Here is an 18,621-nt window from a genome sequence, read left to right as displayed (position 1 = left end):
TGGTTCTCGTGCGATTCATCGACGCCGCGGTGCGCTCCGCTTTCACCGACGGCGCCTGGACGACGGCCGGGGACCGCACGGCGGGCCGAACCCTGGGCGCGGCACGGGTGCCGCCGGACGTCGAAAGCTATTGAGGGGCAGCATCATGCATGTAATCACCGATAATGCCGCGCTGTTGACGAAGGCCTTCGGGACCACCCTGCTGCTGAGCGTCGGCGGCGGCGCGCTCGCCGCGGTCCTCGGTCTGCTCGTCGGCGTCGCGCGGATGTCACCGATACCGTTTCTGCAGCGCGCCGGGGCGATCTATGTCGAGATCGTCCGCAACACCCCGCTGACGGTCGTGTTCTTCCTGATCGTCTTCGTGCTCCCCCAGCTCGGGCTGGCCATTCCCAGCTACGTGGTGTCGGCGATCGTCGCCCTCGGCTGCTACACCGCCGCCTTCGTCAGTGAGGCCGTGCGCGCGGGGGTCAACACCGTCGGGCGGGGGCAGGCCGAAGCCGCACGGGCACTGGGGCTTTCGTTCCTGGAGAACATGCGGTTCATCATCGTCCCGCAGGCCCTGCGCGCGGTGGTGCCGCCGCTGGCCAACGTGTGGATCGCACTGGTCAAGAACACCTCCATCGCCGCCGGATTCGGCGTGCTGGAACTGACCGCGTCGGGCCAGCGGATCAACTTCCTCGAACCCGCCGCCGTCGTGCAGGCGCTGCTGTGGATCGCGGTCGCCTACCTCGTCATCACCCTGGGATCCGCCGTCGGATTCCGCCGACTCGAGCACCGATTGGCGGTCGCGCGATGAACACCTCCTTCCTCTACGACGAGCTCGGCCCCGACGAGATCCGCCGATCGCGCCGGATCGGGATCGCGGCCGGGGTCGTCTGCGCGATTCTCGTGGTCGCCGTGCTGCTGCGGCTCGGCTCGCACGGTCAGCTCGACCACAAGCGGTGGGCCATCCTGTTCGACCCGGAAACCGGTGTGCCCCAGGTGTTGTGGCAGGGGTACGTGGCCACCGTCAAGGCCGCCGGTCTCGCGATGGTCATCGCACTGGTGGTCGGGCTCGTCCTCGCGATCGGACGGCTGTCGACATACCGGACCGTCCGCCTGGCCACCGGGGCCGTGGTCGAGGGGTTCCGCGGGGTGCCGCTGCTGCTGCTCATGCTGTTCGCGGCGCTCGGATTGCCCAGCCTCGGACTGGATCTGAGCCTGCTGCAGATCGTGGTACTGGCCCTGGTCGCCTACAACTCCTCGGTGCTGTGCGAGATCTTCCGCGGCGGCATCCTGGCCATCGACAAGGGACAGACCGAGGCCGCCGAGGCGATGGGACTCGGTCGCGGCGTCCTGCTGGGCAGAATCCTGCTGCCGCAGGCGATTCCGAACATGCTGCCGGTCCTGGTCAGCCAGATGGTGATCCTGTTGAAGGACACCTCGCTGGGCTTCATCGTCGGCTACGCCGAACTGCTGCGGCAGGGCCGGTCGCTGGTCGAGTACTACGGGAGCCAGTACTCCATGCCGCTGTACGTCGGGGTCGCGGTGATGTACATCGCCACCAACTTCGCGATCTCACTGCTCGCGCGCCTGCTCACCTCCCGTCAGGGGCGCGGCCGACGCTCCAGATCCGCTCCCGGCGCGGACATGCCACTGACCCCCACCCCGGCGGTCGGCGCCGCGCGCTGACCACCATCCGAGAGGAGATACACCACGATGACCGCAGCCACCGACACACCGACCGTGCTGGTGACCCGTCGCGGACGGGTCGCGGAGCTGACGTTGAACCGGCCCGACCGGCTCAACGCCGTCAGCGAGCAGCTCTACCGCACCCTGATCGACGAGCTGGTCGCCGCCGACGAGGACCCGCAGGTGCGCTGTGTGGTCCTGACCGGCGCCGGACGCGCGTTCTGCGTCGGCGCCGACCTGAAGGCCCATGCCGCCGGGACCCGCAGCCGCGCCGACCGGCAGGAGTACGCACGGCTCGGCCAGCAGGCATGCCGGCAGATTCAGACCATGGCCACGCCGGTGGTGGCGGCGGTCAACGGGTACGCGCTCGGTGCCGGTGCGGAGCTGGCGGTCAGCGCGGACTTCCTCGTGATCGCCGAGGACGCGCGCATGGGGTTCCCGGAGGTGAGTATCGGCACCTTCGTCGGCGGCGGGGTCACCCATCGGCTGCCGCGGCTGGTCGGGCTGCGGCGGGCGACGGACCTGTTCATCCTCGGCGAGCGCTTCACCGGCGTGCAGGCCCGCGACTGGGGTCTCGCGCACTCGGCCGTCAGCGCGGGTGAGCTCGGTGATCGGGCTGCGGCACTGGCCGATTCGCTCGCGCACAAGGCGCCGCTGGCACTGGCCCGGATGAAGGCCGCGCTGCGCCGCGACGACCCCCTCAACGTGGCGCTGGAATCCGAAACATGGGACCTGCTGGCGCTGATGGAGACCGAGGACTGGGCCGAGGGTGTCGCGGCCTTCTCCGAACGCCGCGATCCGGTCTTCCGGGGGCGGTGAGCGGTGCCCATGACACATTCCACCACGCTCGCCGCGACCGAGCGCACCGCGCTGCAGCGACTGCTCGACCCCCGGTCGATCGCCATCGTCGGCGCCTCCACCGATCCGGCCAAGCGCGGCCACCAGGCGATCCGGGCGCTGCAGGAGTCCGGCTACGGGTACCCGGTGTATCCGGTCAATCCGAACGCCGCCGAAATCCTTGGGCTGGAGGTCGTTTCGAGCATCGATCGACTACCGCCGGGGGTCGACGTGGCGCTCGTCGCCGTGCCGGGCGCCGCCGTCCCCCGGGTCCTGCGGGAGTGCGGTGCCGCCGGGATCGCCGGTGCGGTGGTGCTGGCCAACGGGTTCCGGGAGATCGGCGCGGCGGGCGAGCCGCTCGAGGCCGAACTCGCCGCCGCGATCGCCGAGAGCGGGGTGCGGGTGATCGGGCCGAATACCTCCGGGCTCGCGAACGTGTCGGCGGGCGCCAATCTGGTGGGTCTGCAAGGCATTCCGAGCGGCCCGGTCAGCGTCGTCACGCAGAGCGGCAACATGCTGCTGTCGCTGGTCAACGACATCGACACCGTGCGCGGGCCGGGTCTGCACACCTACGTCGGCCTCGGCAACCAGGCCGACGTCCGCTACGACGAATGCCTGACCGAGCTGGCCGCACAGCCGAGCTGTGGTGCGGTGGCGGTGCATTCGGAGGGGATCGTCGATGGGCGCGCGTTCCTGACCGCCGCCGCGCGGGCCACCGCCGCAACACCGGTCGTGATGCTGCGCGGCGGGCGATCGGCCGCCGGACAGCGAACGGCGTTGTCGCACACCGGATCCGTCGCCGGTTCGGATGCGGTGGCCACCGCCGTGCTGGCGCAGGCGGGCGTGGAACTCGTGCAGCGCTCCGACGAACTGGCCGTCGTCGCGGGGGCCTTGGCGACCACCGGGCCGGTGCTGCCGGGACGCCGGGTGGCCGTGCTCAGCGACGGCGGCGGGCACGCGACGCTGGCGGTGGACGCGCTCACCGCCCGCGGCATCGAGCTCGCCGACCTGAGCGAGCGGACCCGGGCGGCCCTGCGCGCGTTGCTCGGACCGGCGGCGTCGGTGGTCGATCCGGTCGACGTCGCCGGGGCGACCGATTCCGATCCGGCCGTCTTCGCCGCGGCGATCGAGATTCTCACCGCCGATCCCGCGGTGGGACTGGTGCTCGTCGTCGGCCTGTTCGGCGGATATCACCGCCGCTTCGGCGCGGCGCTCGAGGAGATCGAGAACTACACCGTGCGAAGGATTCTCGATATCCGGGCGGAGCACGGCACGCCGCTGGTGGTGCAGAGCTGCTACGCCGGTGCGCCGATCGCCAATCACGACACGCTCCGGACGTCGGGTGTCCCGGTGCTCGCCTCCATCGATCACGCGGTGCGCATCGTTGCCGCGCTGGATCGGCGCAGGCTGCGGCTGGAAACCTCCGGGCAGCGCTCGCCCCTCACCCTCCCCGCCCCCGCGGCGCCGGTGACGCCGCGGGCGGGTGTGCTCGACGAGCCCACGGGGCGCGCGCTGCTCGCGGACCACGGGATCGCGGTCGGCCCTTGGGCTTTGGCGTCGACGGCGGAGGACGTGGCGAGCGCCGTCGCCGAGTTCGGTGGTCCGTGCGCGGTGAAAGTCGTGTCGCCGCAGGTGGTTCACAAGTCCGAGGCGGGCGGGGTGCGGCTCGATGTCGTCGCGGAGAACGCCGCCGACCAGGCCCGCGCGATCATCGGCGACGTCCGGCGGGCCGTGCCGGAGGCGCACATCGACGGCATGATCGTCACGCCGATGGCGCCGCGCGGGGTGGAGTTGCTCGTCGGCGCCACCCGGGATCCGATATTCGGGCCCGTCGTGGCCTTCGGCAGCGGCGGGGTGCTGGTGGAGGCGCTGGCGGATGTCACCTTCCGGGCCGCGCCGTTCACCGAGCTCGAGGCGCACGAGATGATCCGGGAGACGATCGCCTCGCGACTGCTCGACGGGTACCGCCATCTGCCCGCGGTCGATCGCGACGCGCTCGCGCGTTTCCTCGTCCGCATCGGTGATCTGGTCGCCGTCCATCCGGAGATCGCGGAGCTGGACCTGAATCCCGTCGTCGCGTCGGGAGCGGGCATAGTTCCGGTGGATGTCCGGATCGTCATCGCACCCGAAGAGAGGCAATCGTGAGTGAGCCGCAGCCTGTCCTGACCGAGCGCATCGGCGACATCGTCGTCTGGACCCTCAACAATCCCCAGGCCCGCAACCCGATCTCCGATGCCGAGACCATCGACGCGCTGGAGGCCGCCGTCGCCGCCGCGAACGCGGATCCGCACCTGCGAGTGGCGATTCTGACCGGCGCCGGGACCGCCTTCTCCTCCGGCGGGAACGTCAAGCACATGCGCGACCGCACCGGGATGTTCGGCGGCTCCCCGGCCGAACTGCGACAGGGATACCGGCACGGCATCCAGCGAATCCCGAAGGCCCTGTACCACTGCGAGATTCCGACCATCGCCGCGGTCAACGGGCCCGCCATCGGCGCCGGCTGCGACCTGGCGCTGATGTGCGATATGCGCATCGCGTCGAGCACGGCGACCTTCGCCGAGAGCTTCGCCAAGGTCGGCATCATCCCCGGCGACGGCGGCGCCTGGCTGCTGCCGCGCGCGGTCGGCATGGCCCGGGCCAGCGAGATGGCGTTCACCGGCGAGGCCATCGATGCGGCGACGGCGCTGGCGTGGGGCCTGATCTCCGCGGTCGTCGAGCCGGACGAACTGCTCGCCGCCGCCCGCGCCCTCGCCGACCGCGTCGCCGCCAACCCGCCCCAGGTCCTGCGCATGACGAAAAAGCTCCTGCGCGAAGGCCAATGGCAAAGCCTGGACAGCCTCCTCGAACTATCCGCCGCCCTCCAGGCCCTCGCCCACCAAACCGACGACCACCACGAAGCAGTCTCCGCCCTCCTCGACCACCGCACCCCCAAGTTCACGGGCCGCTAGTACCACACCCGCCGTCATTCCGGCGCACTCGGCTCGGCCGAGCGGATCCCGGCCAAAAGCATGCCGGGAAAGATGGCGGAGCAGTCGGGGACAGCAGAACGGACCACAACTGCGGTACCAGGCCATCAAACGCAAGACCCGGGACGGTCGGCCAGGCACTTCATTGCCCGCAGCCCCCGGGGACGGTCAGCCGAATGGCGGTGGGGCTGCGGGCTCCAGGCGGAGGATGCGGTTGCCGAGCATTATTTCGGCGCCGTGGACCAGGGGCATGGGCTGGTGGGGCTGTAGGCGGATCCAGTCGCGGTAGCCGGGTGGGCGGGCGTGGGTGCCGTTGGTGGAGCCGCGATCGACCACGGTGACATCCCAGTTCACCAGATGGATCTCGGCGTGGGCGCGAGACATTCCACCGGAGGTGTCCTCGATCTTCAACGGCACCAGGCCGCGCCGGGCGGCCTCGGAGTTCTCCGGGTCGCGGCCGATCACCGCATCGGCCGCCAGCAGATAGGTCATGCCGTCATCGAGTACCAACGTGCCCAGCGGCGGCCGCACCACCTCCGTCGGCTGCTGCGTCTGGTCCACCGGCATCCCGCACACGGTGCAGAACGCCGAGCGCGGATCACTGGGATGCGCACGCGCACACTTGAATCCGACCACCTTGACCGTGATCGAGGTGGCGCGCGCCGTCGCCTCCAGGCGGCGTTCCAGCTCCGGATCGGGCACCGGCGCGGGATTGGTCCCCCGAGCGGCGCCGGGTATCCCGGGACCGGTGCCGGACGGGGCTGCACGCGGCGGGTAATCGGCACCCGGCGACGCTCCCCATTCCGGTGACTCGGGACCAGTTCCGGGCGGCGTTTGCGCTGTGCGCGGCGGGTATTCGGCGCCCGGCGGCACTTCCCACCCCGCGTCGGGATCGCCTGCGTGCGTGGGGGTTTGCGTGGTGGGTGGAACGCGGTGGCCGGGATCCGTTCCCGGTGGTGGAGTTTCCGCGGATGCTCCGCTCAGCCGAGTCTCGGCCAGGCGGGGGTCCGCGCCCTGCGGATCCGGGTCGACCGTCTGCTCCGAAAACTGTTCCTGCCCAGCGGCTTCCGGTACACCCGATGCGAGCTCGATATCCGACCGCGTCGCGGACGCATCGGACTTCCGGTGCGCTCCCCCGTTGTCCCGCACCCGATTTCGCGCCCGCGTCCGATCCCCCTCGAACCACACGATCGCGCCGTCGGCGGCCGCCACCCCCTCCACGAGCGATCCGATGCCCCGCTCCGGCACCTCCGGGAGGCGCCCGAGGTCGTCGTCGATGAACAGCGCCGCCGCCCGCGCCGGCCGCTCGGCCACCCGGTCGACGGTGAACGCCGCGTCCACGCCGCGGTACCGCTCCGCCCCGTGCTCGCCCGCCAGCACCGCCGTCACACCGCCGTGCAGGAAGATCGCCACACCGCCGGTATCGGCCTGCGACAGAATCCCCAGATCGATCGCCCGATCCGGGCTGATCTGCTCGGCGTCGCGCATCAGCCAGCGCGTCACCTCCCGCGCCACCAGCCGTCCCGGCCCGCCGGGCGCCTGTTCGGCCGCATCCGACACCAGCTGCGCCAGCGCCTCGGCCGCCAGCATGGCCGGCGAATCCGGGCGCACGCGTCCGGGGCCGTGGTGCGCGACGAGCACCACCGCGCCCGCGATCCGGACCACCACATGATTGCCCGCGACAACCTCGACCTGCCGATCCATCAACGGAATCGGCCTCCGGGGTAGGTCTGCGCGGTCGTCACCACACGCACAAGGTTAAAGGCAAACGGTTCGCACCGGGCCCCCGACCGGCCATCGTTCCGGTAATTTGAGACGACGCGGAGGAACGGGGGCTGATCCATGGGCCGCAGAACACATGCGTCACTCGTTGCCGGGGCCATCGCGCTGGCGGGGCTGCTGACCGGATGCGGAGTGGCGGGCAACCCCGTGCCCGGCGAAATCGATGTCCGGACATTGGATGTCGGCCCGTACCGGACCGACCGGCATACCTATACCCGGAGCGTGGACGACAAGGGCGCGCTGCTGGAGGGCATGCGGATGTCGCAGGCCGTGGTGCCCGCCGTCCGCATCGATCCGTCGTTGACGATCGGTGCGGGCGGCCGGGTGGTGTCGGACACCGCGCAGGCCACCGAGCGGCTGCTCGCGGGCGTATCCAAGCGGGTTCTCGATCGCCGCGAGATGCTGGTCGGCTACGCGGCGGGCGGATCGGATCGGCCCCGGAGTCCCGAGGCCACCGCGATCACCGACTTCGTGATGCGGTTCCCGGATGCGCAGGCGGCCACGCTGGCCGCGCGCGAGCTGGAGGACGCCGACTTCGGCGTCGCACCCGACCTCAATCGCAAGCTCACGCTGCCGCAGTACCCGGACGCCCACATCCACTACCGGCCCGGCGTCGCCACCATCGGCGCCTTCCTGGCGCACCGCGAGTTCGTGATCTCGCTGTTCATCGAGCGGCCGCGCCCCGAGGAGCCGGACCTGCTCGCCTGGGTGCAGCGGACCCTCGACGCCCAGGTGCGGGCGCTGGAGGGGTTCCGGGCGACACCACGGGATCGGCTCGCCGACCTGCCGATCGACCCGGACCGGATGCTGGCCCGGGCGGTCGTTCGCGACCGGGAGCAGCGGCCGGATGCCGACCGTTTCGGGGTGTTCGGCGGCCCGGCGTTCGTCCACATCGCCGCCGACGCCGCCGCGCGTCAGCGCCTGGTCGACGACACCGGCCTGGACGCGGTCGCGATCGCCGAGACCAGTTCGGTGCTGCGGGTGCGTGACTCCGGCGCGGGCCTGCGCCTGATCACCGGGCTGCTCGCCGCCACGGGCCCGCAGTACGATGCGCGGGCCGCGCCGACCAGCATCCCGGGCGCGAAGTGCATGCAGCTCAACAGCACCGGCGACCCGCAGCGCGAGGCTCGCTACCGCTGTTACGTCCCGTACCACCGCTACGTCCAGGTGGTCGTCGCGAGCGAACTGCAGGACGTCAAGTACCGGGCCGCCGCCGCGTACGCGCTGCTGGCGAACAACTACTGACCGGGCCGTCCTGTTCGGCGGCAGCCGCGCAACCATCCTGCAGTAGGATTCCGCGAGACCTACACGGAAGGGGAGGGCGTGAAGATCGCTGCGAGTTCACCGCCGGTCGTCGAATCGGGCGCCGGGCACGAGGGCCGGGCGGCGACGGCCTGATGTCCACTGTCGAACTGGTCCTGACCGACACTCGGCTGTGGGCGCGCAGCGAGGCCACGCACTGGGACGGCCCGCCCTCCATCGTGCCCGCCAGCGACGGCACGAGTTTCGTTGTGGGAGAAGCATTGCGGCCGCAGTATCCGGCGGTGTCGGTGGTGCGGCTGGCCGACGCCGACCGGATCGCCTTCCCGACCCTGCCGACGCTCGCCGACGCCTTCGCGGTGCTGTTCGGGGCGGTGCTGACCAACCTGCGGCTGACCGGCCCGTGCGAGCGGCTCACCGTCCTGGCGCCCTCCGACTGGGGACGGCGGCGCCGCGCGGCGGTACAGGCGGCCGCGTCCCGCCTGGTCGCCGACGTGACGGTCGAGCCGCTGGCGCTGCGCGCGGTATCGCTCGGTGCGAGCACCGCGCAGCATCAGCGGATCGCGGTGCTGGAGCTGAATCCGCTGTCCGCCACCGTGACCCTGGTCGGCCGCTCCGGATCGAACACCTGGATCGACGCCTGCGAACACGAGCCGACCGTCGGCCTGGCCGATGCGCAGCCGGCGTCCGGCCTGGACGCCGTCGGTGCCGTCGTCGCCCGCCTGCTCGCCGGGCAGACACCGACTTATCTACTGGCCGTGGGCATTTCGGATCCCGCACTGCTGCAGGCGCTGCGGGCCGCGATCGCCGGGCAGTGCGGGTTCCCCGTCGATGTGCGCCCCGTCGCGGGCACCGAACTCATCCGCGGGACGCAACCGCCGGGCCAGCCCGCACCGCCGAGCCGCTACGGCCCCGCCGAACCGCCGCCCGTGGAGTGGGATGCGCCGCTGCGCGAGCACGCCGTCGCCGCCCAGCCGCCGCGGTCGCGCCGTCCCCTGATCGTCGCGGGGTCGGTGGCGCTGGCCGTTCTCGTCCTGGCCGTCGGCGCGGCCATCGTGCTGCTGCGACCCTCCGACGACACCACCGCCGCACCCCCCACGACACAGCAGCCGCCGCCCAGCGCGCGGCCGACCCCGCAGACGTTCGGCCGCGTCCAGGTACCGATCCCCGCCGGTTGGCACATCGCCGCCCAGACCGACAACCGCGTGGATCTGAGCCCGGACAGCGGTGCGCGCCAACGGATCACGCTCACCCAGAAGGAACTGGCCCCCGGTTCGAGCGTCGACGAGGTGGCCCGGAGCCTGGAGGCCCAGATCCAGCGCCGTCCCGCCGGAACGGTCACCGACCTGCGCCGCGATCCCGCCTTCGGCGGCCGCCCCGGCCTGTCCTACGAGGAGTTCCCGCCCGACGGCACCACGGTCCGCTGGCAGGTCGTCGTGGACTCCGGTCTCCAGGTGAGCATCGGCTGCCAATATCCGTCGAACAACTGGCAACCCATCGCCGCGCCCTGCGAACAACTCGTCCGCGACCTGCGGATCACGCCGTAGCGAACCGCGCCGCCGCGCACGTCGCGCCAGGTCAGGAGGCGGCCTGAGGGGCGCGCAGCACCAGGACGGTGATCTCGCTGGGCGCGAACAGGCGCAGCGGCGGGCCCCAGAAACCGGTGCCGCGGCTGGTGTAGAGCTGGGTGTGGGCGCCGTGGCGGCTCAGGCCCGCGACGACGGGCTGGTCGAGGCGGACCAGGTAGTGGAACGGCCAGATCTGGCCGCCGTGGGTGTGGCCCGAGATCTGAAGTGCGACACCGGATTTCACGGCATCGACAATCTGTTTGGGCTGGTGGGCGAGCAGTACCACCGGCAGCTCCGGATCGGCACCGGCCAGGGCGGCGGGTAGGTCCGGGCCGTGCCCGTCGAGCGCGATGCCGGTCGGATCGTCGATACCGGCGATCACCAGCCGGTCCCCGCCGCGCTCGATGATCTCGTGCTGATTGCGCAGCGGCCGCCAGCCCAGCGATGTCATGTACTCGATCCAGCCGGGCGCATCGCCGAAGTACTCGTGATTGCCGGTGATGTAGAACCGCCCGGACTCGGCGTCGACCTTGCCCAGCGGTTCCACCTGCGCGCGCCGCCGCACCACCGGACCGTCGGCGAGATCCCCTGCGTGACAGGCGATATCGGGCCGTTGCGCATTGACGACCTCGACCACCCGCTCCGACCACCGCAGCCGATTCAACGCGGCGAAATGAGTATCGGTGACCACCACCAGCCGCAACCCGTCCAGGCCGCGCCCGAGCCCCGCGATCGTCACCTCGACCGTGCGAACCCGCGGCACCCGCCGCGCCTCGACCATCCCCCAGCCGATCAGCCCCACCCACACCGCCAGCACCCCGACCGCGACGATTCGCGACCGGACCGGATCCTCCACACCGCCGACGATCAGCCCCGCCCGGACCACGGCCCCGACCACAGACCAGGTGAACAACACCCACACCGCCCCCAGCAGCGTATCCCCCACCACCACAGCCACATCCGACTGCACCCGCCCATGCCCGAGCACCAACCCCGCAGGCAGGCAAAGGAATCCGGCAAAGAACACCCCGGACCCCACCCAGAACAGCACCCCCGAACTCGTGGCGTACACCAGCAACCACCACGGCACCACGAACAACAGACCGACAATCCCCAAAACCAGGGCCACCCGCGGAACGTACTTCACCAAACCACCGTACTCAGACCTCGAGCGGGCGCGTCGCGGGTAAGTAGGCTCGGTGGGGTTGGCGAGAATGGGAGTTACGGGTATGGATGCTGTCGCGGAGGCCGTGCGGACGATGGCGCGCCGGTTCGCCGAGCTGGCTGGTACCGCGCCGGATCAGGAGCGCGAGGTTGCCGGGACGCCGGAGTGGTCGGTCGGGGATGTGCTGGGGCATGTGGCGATGGAGCCGTCGCGGTACTACGAGCTGGCGCTCGGGCGGGGAGACTGGCCCGCGCGCGCCGCCGATCTGCCCGCGTTCAATGCCGAGCAGATCCGGACACTGCCGACGCGGGATCCGCACAAGCTCGCGGAAAAGCTGCTCGCGGACACCGATTCGTTCCTGGATCTGATCGCCGAGGTGGGCGACGAACCCCGGATGATGATGTTCGACGGCGATCAGCGCATTCGGGCGGACGTGGCACGGGGGACGCTGCTCGGCGAATTCGTCGTCCACGGCTACGACATCGCCACCGTGCTCGGCGAACCGTGGCCGATCGAACCGGCGCACGTGCCGATCATCATGGACGGGCTGAACCAGGTGGTCCCCGGCTGGGTCGATCCCGCACAGTCCGACGGCCACACCGCCACCTACGAGCTGCGCCTGCGCGGCTTCTCGCGCTATATCTACCGCTTCACCGACGGCGTCCTCACCACGAACCCCCCGAACCCGGGCAGGATCGACGTCCACCTCAGCATGGAGCCCGTCACGGCCCTGCTCCTCAACTACCGCCGAATCGGCCCACTGCGCCCGACCCTCACCGGCAAGGTAGGCACCTGGGGCCGCAAGCCCTGGCTGGGCCTGCGATTCGCCGACCGTTTCCTGCCCGCGTGACCCGGCAGGCGTAGCGCCACAAGGAAACCCCAACCCGATCGCAAGTCGATCGGACGAACATGCAGCGGTCGGATCGGGTGCCACCGCGGCAGAACTCGGGTCACGGACCCCCGTCTCACCTGTGATTGCTCGATCCTGACCAGGACCGGCTTCTGAAGTAGGATGCCGCGAGATACACACGAGAAGGGGGAGGGCGTGAAGCTCGCCGCGAGATCAGCGATGGCCCGGACGACGTCTGCCTTGCTCACGGCGGCACTGGTGGTCGCCGCGGCAGCGGCGTGCGGCTCGGACACGACGGGTGCCCCGGAGCCCGCCGGGCCCGACCTGTCCGGTCTCGACGTCGGCAACTACCAGACCACACCGCGAGTCATCGGCAACGCGAAGAACTTCAAGCAGGCGCGGATCCGCGAATCGCAGCGCCTCGCCGACTACGTCGCCCTGCCGTTCGAGGCGGATCCGACCTATGTCAAGGACGACACCAACGGCATCCGGCCGCATATCGTTCTCAACCGAAAAGGCATGGGCGATCTGGTCATCAACGACACGTTCGACGACGTCGCAAAGGATCTGCTCGCCGGGTGGACGAATCGGTGGTCCACCGCCGAGACTCCGGACCACAAGGACCGGACGCTCAGCATCGCGGTAATGGAGTTCCCGGATGCCAAGACGGCCGCGAGTGTGGGTCCCACCCTCGAGAACGACGATTTCACGTTCACGCCGGACAACCAGCCGGTCCCTATCGCGAAATACCCTGACACCAAGGCACATTGGCGGCCCACCGTCTCCTCGATCGGATCGTGGACGGCGCATGATCGCTACGTCATCTTCATCAAGGTCGACGACGACACCGCCGCACCGGATCTGCCCGCGCTCTCGTCGCAGGTCGAGCGCATGCTGGACGTGCAGATCCCGCTGCTCGACAAGTTCCAGCCCACTCCCGCGGACAAGCTCGCGGACATCCCCCTCGATCCCGACGGGCTCCTGGGCCACACCTTGCCGACGAACCCGGAGACACCGTGGCGTCCGGACCCCGACGGGACCTACACCGGCCGCGGCGTCATGGCGGGCCTCGACTCCGACCCGAGCCTCGACTTCCTCACCATCGGCGACCTCGATCTGGTCGCATATGGCGACGCGACCGTCTTCCGGAGCAGGACCCAGCAGGGTGCTGACGCACTCTGGCAGAAGTGGCAACAGCCCGGGGACAAGGAGAACAGGCAGGCGGTCGACCCGCCCAAAGGCATCGACGCAAAGGTCGAGTGCTCGACCGATAAGCCGAACCCGAATTACCCCGAATACCAGGGAATCAAGCTGTGCATGTTCCAAACAGGTCGATATCTCGTGCAAGCCGTAGCTAGGCAGATCCAGGATCTACACCAGAAAATCCTGGCTCAATACGTACTGCTGCAGGGCCGGTGAGCATGATGCGAGCACTGAAATCCGCCACGCGACGCAAGAGCATCACCGCGGTCTCGGCGATTGCCACCCTGGCATTGCTGACCTCTGCCTGCGGGGCATCGAGCAGCGGACATGCCGTTCCGGGCATGACTCCGGCCAACGTCGCGAAGCTCAATCTCGGACCGTATTCGGGCACACCGGCCGATTACAAGCCGGACATCACACTGAAGGACGACGTATTTCCGATCGAATCGCGGCGACTGATGAGTGTGCTCGTCTCTCCCGACGAGATCGATTCGGAGATGACCAAACTCGTAGCCACGCAGATCATCGAAAACAACAGCTCGACATTCGACGATATGCTTGGTGTCTTTCCGACCTCGTTCAAGCCTGTAGCCGAACGAAACAACCTGATCGGTGGCGCCTACACGTCACGCGGCAACGGCAGTCGTCGCAGTGAGAAACTTCTGGCGCTCGCCATAATGCGCTTTCCCTCCGACAAGGCCGCTCAGGCCGCCGCGGCCGAATTCGAGCAGGATATCGCCAGCAGGCACCCGGAACGTCACCCCATCCCGATCGCCGGTCACCCTGCGCATTCCGGTTCGTCGACCGATGCGCTGGGAACGGCATTTGTCGCACACGGCCCTCATGTGATCACCGCATCGTTGACGATTCCGAAACCTGACGCCACGGCGCTGAGCACCGGCCTGAAAAAGGTCTTGGATTTGCAGGTCGCACGATTGGATACCACCCAACCGACCAGTCCCGACGATATGCTCGATCTTCCGCAGAATCCCAGCGGCATCATGCGATACGCGCTCCAGCTTCCCGACAAAATCTACGACAGCTCCATCAAGGAGAACACGATCGGGTTCTACGAGCCCGCCGGGGATCTTCATTTCGAACGCGACGCAGCGGGTCTTCGCAGGGCGTTCGCCGAAAGCGGGGTGGATCTGATCGCGAGAAACGACGGCGTCGTCTACCGCACCCGGGATCTGGAGTCGGCGTTCAAACTTCAGACCGCCCTGACCAGGCTGGGGCGCGATGACGAGGAGGTGCCGAATCCTCCCGGTGTGACCGACTCACATTGCATCAAGCTCGACAGCCGAGAGCCGATCCGCGATCACACCTTCATCTGTGCAGTTGTGTACGGCCGCTACGTCGGGGTCATCAGCGCGCAAGCCAAGATGACCGGCGCGGTGGACCCGGCGTTCTATCAGCGCGCCGCAGCCCAATATTCGATACTGACCAAGAGTGAATAGCGACTGCATATGACCCGGAAAGATATACCCCAGACGATGCGCGGCCGCTCTGCCGCAGGCCGAATCGCGCTCGCACTGTCATCCGTGGTGATCCTCGCCGGCGCGCTCGGCTGCGGAGAAACAGCATCGGAATCACCCACCATCGATGTGGCGAAATTGGATTCCGGAAATTATCCGACAACCCCGCGAGACATGAACTCGGTCAAGGACGACATCTCCGGCGCGGTGCAGGAATCCATCCGCATGGCGGAGTTCATGCCGTTGATGCTCGATATCGACAGTCGGCTCATATACGGCCGCAGCGCGATCACCCGCGCACATACCGCTAAATTCTCTCCGACGCTCAGTTCCAAAGAGATAAAGTTCGCCGATGCCGCGCCCGGCCTGGTCTCCGGCTGGAGCACCTACGGCAACCGGCGTCCCGGACAACAGCCCGGCCTCCGGATCGAGTTGACATTGCTGCGGTTCGACAGTGCCGAGCACGCAGCCAACGCCGCCAGGGTCATGTCCGAAGACGACAACAAGCAATATGCACCGAAGGGCCCTCTCACCATCGGCGGATACCCCGCGTCATCGGCATTCCTCACCAAATACGACTCGGTCAGCTCGTTCACACCGCAGGACAATTATCTTGCCAAGTTGTATATCAACAGTCCCATGGCGACACCGCCGGATCCGGCGCCGTTGACCGACCTCGCCAAGACGGTACTGGACAGGCTGTTCGAATCGCTGAAAGGTTACAAGCCCACACCTCCCAACCAGTTGGCGGAGGTTCCCAAAGATGTCGACGGCCTTTTGGGCAGGACGATTCCGCTGGATAAACCCACGGCCTACACCGGCATCTACAGCCCCCATGCGGCACTGCATCGGCAGAGCCTCCCTGACTCCTCCAAACAAGCCTTCGCCGATGCCAAGGTCGATCTGGTAGCGGAACAGGACGACTTCATCTATCGCACGGCGGATGCGGCGGCCGCGAAGCGGCTCATGGCCGCCTCTCTCAACCAGGTCGAGGATCGATACGAGGCGACGGACAGTCCGCCGGGATTGCCGACCGCCAAGTGTCTGAAGCTGAAAGACGAGAGCGTTTCGGATGTGAAATTCCGCTGCTACCTACCCTACGACCGCTACCTGGCGCTGGTTCCGAGCGACCAGCCTCAGGATCTTCATCAAAAGACGGCCGCGCAATACAAGCTGCTGGCCGCGGGTAGGTAATCCGATGCGAGTCGATTACCAACGCCCCCCTTGCTAGATTCTGAACACCAACCGGTGTCCGACGGGCACCAGATAGGCACAGAGGAGGATCGGATGCCGTTGCAGCCCGGTGCGATGATCGGTGGCTACCGGGTGATTCAGGTGCTCGGCAGTGGCGGCATGGGTACCGTCTACCTGGCGCAGAACCCCATCCTCCCCCGTCGAGACGCCCTGAAGGTGCTGAGCGCGGATCTCTCGACCGATCCCGAGTTCCGCGCGAGATTCGAGCGGGAGGCGAATCTCGCTGCCGGACTGGATCATCCGAGCATCGTGAAGGTGTACTCCCGCGGCGAAGAGGACGGCCAGCTGTGGATCGCCATGCAGTACGTCCGGGGGACCGATGCCGCCGAGGAGGCAGCCAAGGGACCGGCGGCGATGCCTCCGCAGCGCGCGCTCCGGATCGTCACCGAGGTCGGCAAGGGCCTGGATTACGCCCATCGGCGTGGACTGCTGCACCGCGACATCAAACCGGCGAACTTCCTCCTGTCCGCCTCGGACGACGACGATGAGGAGCGGGTGTACCTCACCGATTTCGGCGTGGCCAAGTCGGCGGAGGACGGCCAGGATCTCACCTCGACCGGAAATTTCATGGCCACGGTGGCGTACGCTCCGCCGGAGCAGCTGCTGGGCGAACGGCTCGACCACCATGCCGATATCTACAGTCTGGGCTGCTCTCTCGTCAAGCTTCTGACTGGCCAAAACCCTTATCCGGCAACGGTTCCGGCGATGGTGATGATGGGTCACCTGCATGAGCCGCCGCCCCGGGTGAGCATGCTCCGCTCCGGACTTCCCCCGGCGCTGGACGATGTGATCGCGCGGGTCATGGCCAAGAATCCGGCAGAGCGGTTCAACAGCTGCCGGGAGTTCACCCAGGCGGCGGAGATCGCATTGCTGGGGCAGGGCGCCCAATACCGGCCGCCCACACCGGGATACACGACGCCGCCGCACAGCCAACCGGTGGCCCCGCAGGTGGAGTACAACTACACCCAACCCACACGCGGAGCGACCGGACCGCGGCTCGCGGCCACCACACCGAACATCAACAACCTGAAACCTCAACGATCCCGACCCCGGAAGTTCTTGGTGCCGGGGCTGGTTGCGCTGGTGGTCGCCGCTGCGGTGGCCGCCGGTACGTATTTCCTCACCAACGACGGCACGCCACCGCCCTCGACCGACAAGGTCGCCGAGGCGAAGACCAGTCATCCACAGTTCGACGGCAAGTCCGTGGTTGCGCTCCGGTACTCGAATGCCGGTCTCGCAGCGGACCTCGATCCCAGTGAGCAGACCGACTTCCTCCAGGATCTCGGATTCCGATACAGCCCGGACTATCGCGCCACCAGCGGCGAGAAGTCGCCCCGGCAATTGTCACTCAGCGGCTTGGACGTCAAGAAGGTCGACGTCTTGGTCATCCTGAGAACCGACAGTCAGGCGGGTAACGGCGGGCTGCGAGGGCTGCCCAGCCAGCTGCTGGGTACATCGGCGAAAATCGTTGTGGTCGATGACCCTACAACGGTCCAGGCCTATCAGGCTTGGACGGAACAGTCGGTCGGCACCCTTGTGGACAAGATGGTTCCGACTCTCGCCAAGGTGATCACGTAGGCGGACCGGCAGATCAGGCAAAAAATAAGCGGCTGGTCGGTAATTTGCTTGCCGACCAGCCGCTCTCGCAACTGTGGGTGGCTCGCGCCTAGCCTCCGAAGCCACCCGCGAGCGACGCATCCAGCGCCAGGGCCTCGTCCATGGCCTGCTGCGACACATTGATCAGATCCTGCAGCTTGGTCAGTGCGTCGGCGAACTCGGCATTCCACGCCTTGTGCGAAACGTCGAACTGCTCGGCAGCCTTACCGCGCCACACCGACAGCAGTTCGCTGCTGGCCTGCTCGATGTCCTGGCTGTCGGTCGTGAGCTTGGCGTGGGACCCCCGCAGATCACCAAGCCCAGGAACGATAATGGCGGGGTTGTACTTTGTGAAACCCATTATTTCTACTCCGTTCTCTGTAGAAAGAAAGCCAATTACATGCTCAGCTTGGCGATGTTGCCACTGCTGTCGGCCTGTGCGGCGTTGGTCTTCTGGACGACAACCTGGAGGTGTTCCCGCATCGCGTCGATCTTCGCGTTCAGGCGAATACCTTCCTGCTGCCAGCTGTCGGCCACCCCGGTGAACGCGACGTAGGCGTCACCCTCCCAACCGGCCTTCATCTCCTGCGCCTTGGCGGTCACAGCATTGATCTGGCTGCGCATCTTCTCGATGGCGTCCATGACCTTCTGAGCAGCGCTGGAGATCGCCGCATCATCCTGTTCCATTGCCTGGGTCATCCCCTAGCCCCTCTCTACGTTCTCTTCGGATCGAGTCGACTCACGACTTGGCACATCGATCCCCTACATATCGATTCGACGCACGGAGCACGTCGTTGGTTCCATCGGCTCCCACAGTTTCGGAACCCCGGGAGAGCACCGGCCACCGCAACAGCTGACGTCATGCGGCCCGGGCAGAGTCCCACCCCCCTTCCTCGCTTCCGTACGACACCGGCCCGCGAGCCTGGTCGACTAGCTCATTAGAGTACACGGCCGGGCAAGCCCCTATCAGGCCTGCGATCGTGCACTCCGACGG

General features: G+C 68.1%; 16 protein-coding genes. 12 read left to right on the top strand and 4 right to left on the bottom strand.

What is annotated here, in order from left to right; all coding sequences use genetic code 11:
• Positions 1–145 precede the first annotated feature (145 nt).
• The 5 genes from QH290_RS32790 to QH290_RS32770 are packed head-to-tail and all read left to right on the top strand — an operon-like array spanning position 146 to position 5,456.
• Positions 146–796, top strand: a complete 651-nt coding sequence (locus QH290_RS32790; RefSeq protein ID WP_280265409.1) for an amino acid ABC transporter permease — start codon at positions 146–148, stop codon at positions 794–796.
• Complete coding sequence (locus tag QH290_RS32785) at positions 793–1,671, top strand: amino acid ABC transporter permease (protein WP_280387150.1); 879 nt, start codon at positions 793–795, stop codon at positions 1,669–1,671. Before QH290_RS32790 ends, QH290_RS32785 begins: the two co-directional genes overlap by 4 nt.
• Positions 1,672–1,698: 27 nt before the next feature.
• The gene (locus tag QH290_RS32780) at positions 1,699–2,490 is read left to right on the top strand and encodes an enoyl-CoA hydratase/isomerase family protein (RefSeq protein WP_280387148.1); all 792 of its coding nucleotides are present in this window, start codon (positions 1,699–1,701) and stop codon (positions 2,488–2,490) included.
• Between the two features lie 9 nt (positions 2,491–2,499).
• Positions 2,500–4,653: an acetate--CoA ligase family protein gene (locus QH290_RS32775; RefSeq protein WP_280387146.1), complete on the top strand. Its 2,154-nt coding sequence runs from the start codon at positions 2,500–2,502 to the stop codon at positions 4,651–4,653.
• The gene (locus QH290_RS32770) at positions 4,650–5,456 is read left to right on the top strand and encodes a crotonase/enoyl-CoA hydratase family protein (RefSeq protein WP_280266810.1); all 807 of its coding nucleotides are present in this window, start codon (positions 4,650–4,652) and stop codon (positions 5,454–5,456) included. The genes QH290_RS32775 and QH290_RS32770 overlap by 4 nt, the downstream gene beginning before the upstream one ends.
• Before the next feature lie 186 nt (positions 5,457–5,642).
• Here the strand turns inward: QH290_RS32770 and QH290_RS32765 are convergent, their stop codons facing one another.
• Positions 5,643–7,178 carry an FHA domain-containing protein gene (locus QH290_RS32765; protein WP_280387144.1) on the bottom strand — a complete coding sequence of 512 codons (1,536 nt, stop codon included), beginning with the start codon at positions 7,176–7,178 and terminating at the stop codon, positions 5,643–5,645.
• 138 nt (positions 7,179–7,316) lie between these two features.
• Between QH290_RS32765 and QH290_RS32760 the strand changes: the two genes are divergently transcribed.
• Both QH290_RS32760 and QH290_RS32755 read left to right on the top strand, forming a co-directional pair.
• Positions 7,317–8,501: a DUF7373 family lipoprotein gene (locus tag QH290_RS32760; protein WP_280387142.1), complete on the top strand. Its 1,185-nt coding sequence runs from the start codon at positions 7,317–7,319 to the stop codon at positions 8,499–8,501.
• A gap of 152 nt (positions 8,502–8,653) precedes the next feature.
• Entirely contained in the window at positions 8,654–10,063 is a 1,410-nt protein-coding gene (locus QH290_RS32755; RefSeq protein ID WP_280387140.1) for a type VII secretion-associated protein, read from the top strand.
• Positions 10,064–10,094: 31 nt separating this feature from the next.
• On the opposite strand, the gene QH290_RS32750 is transcribed toward QH290_RS32755, so the two are convergent.
• A complete protein-coding gene (locus tag QH290_RS32750) occupies positions 10,095–11,231 on the bottom strand; it encodes a metallophosphoesterase (RefSeq protein ID WP_280387138.1) in 1,137 nt (378 codons plus the stop codon).
• A gap of 82 nt (positions 11,232–11,313) precedes the next feature.
• Between QH290_RS32750 and QH290_RS32745 the strand changes: the two genes are divergently transcribed.
• From QH290_RS32745 to QH290_RS32725, 5 genes are all read left to right on the top strand, one after another.
• A complete protein-coding gene (locus tag QH290_RS32745; RefSeq protein WP_280266815.1) occupies positions 11,314–12,099 on the top strand; it encodes a maleylpyruvate isomerase family mycothiol-dependent enzyme in 786 nt (261 codons plus the stop codon).
• 195 nt (positions 12,100–12,294) lie between these two features.
• On the top strand, positions 12,295–13,518 hold the full coding sequence (locus QH290_RS32740) for a DUF7373 family lipoprotein (protein WP_280266816.1): 1,224 nt from the start codon (positions 12,295–12,297) through the stop codon (positions 13,516–13,518).
• 2 nt (positions 13,519–13,520) lie between these two features.
• Positions 13,521–14,759: a DUF7373 family lipoprotein gene (locus tag QH290_RS32735; protein ID WP_280387137.1), complete on the top strand. Its 1,239-nt coding sequence runs from the start codon at positions 13,521–13,523 to the stop codon at positions 14,757–14,759.
• Between the two features lie 9 nt (positions 14,760–14,768).
• On the top strand, positions 14,769–15,971 hold the full coding sequence (locus QH290_RS32730) for a DUF7373 family lipoprotein (RefSeq protein ID WP_280387135.1): 1,203 nt from the start codon (positions 14,769–14,771) through the stop codon (positions 15,969–15,971).
• Between the two features lie 93 nt (positions 15,972–16,064).
• Entirely contained in the window at positions 16,065–17,609 is a 1,545-nt protein-coding gene (locus tag QH290_RS32725) for a serine/threonine-protein kinase (protein WP_280387133.1), read from the top strand.
• A gap of 88 nt (positions 17,610–17,697) precedes the next feature.
• On the opposite strand, the gene QH290_RS32720 is transcribed toward QH290_RS32725, so the two are convergent.
• Together QH290_RS32720 and QH290_RS32715 are read right to left on the bottom strand one after the other, a co-directional pair.
• Positions 17,698–17,988: a WXG100 family type VII secretion target gene (locus QH290_RS32720; RefSeq protein ID WP_280266820.1), complete on the bottom strand. Its 291-nt coding sequence runs from the start codon at positions 17,986–17,988 to the stop codon at positions 17,698–17,700.
• Positions 17,989–18,023: 35 nt separating this feature from the next.
• Positions 18,024–18,326 carry a WXG100 family type VII secretion target gene (locus QH290_RS32715; protein ID WP_280266821.1) on the bottom strand — a complete coding sequence of 101 codons (303 nt, stop codon included), beginning with the start codon at positions 18,324–18,326 and terminating at the stop codon, positions 18,024–18,026.
• Between the last annotated feature and the right edge of the window lie 295 nt (positions 18,327–18,621).

The sequence above is a fragment of the Nocardia wallacei genome (genome assembly GCF_029869545.1).
In the GTDB taxonomy this organism is placed as follows: Bacteria; Actinomycetota; Actinomycetes; order Mycobacteriales; family Mycobacteriaceae; genus Nocardia; species Nocardia wallacei_A.
The sequence above is the reverse complement of the archived record's forward strand: the minus strand, read 5'-3'. Positions and strand labels throughout refer to the sequence as shown.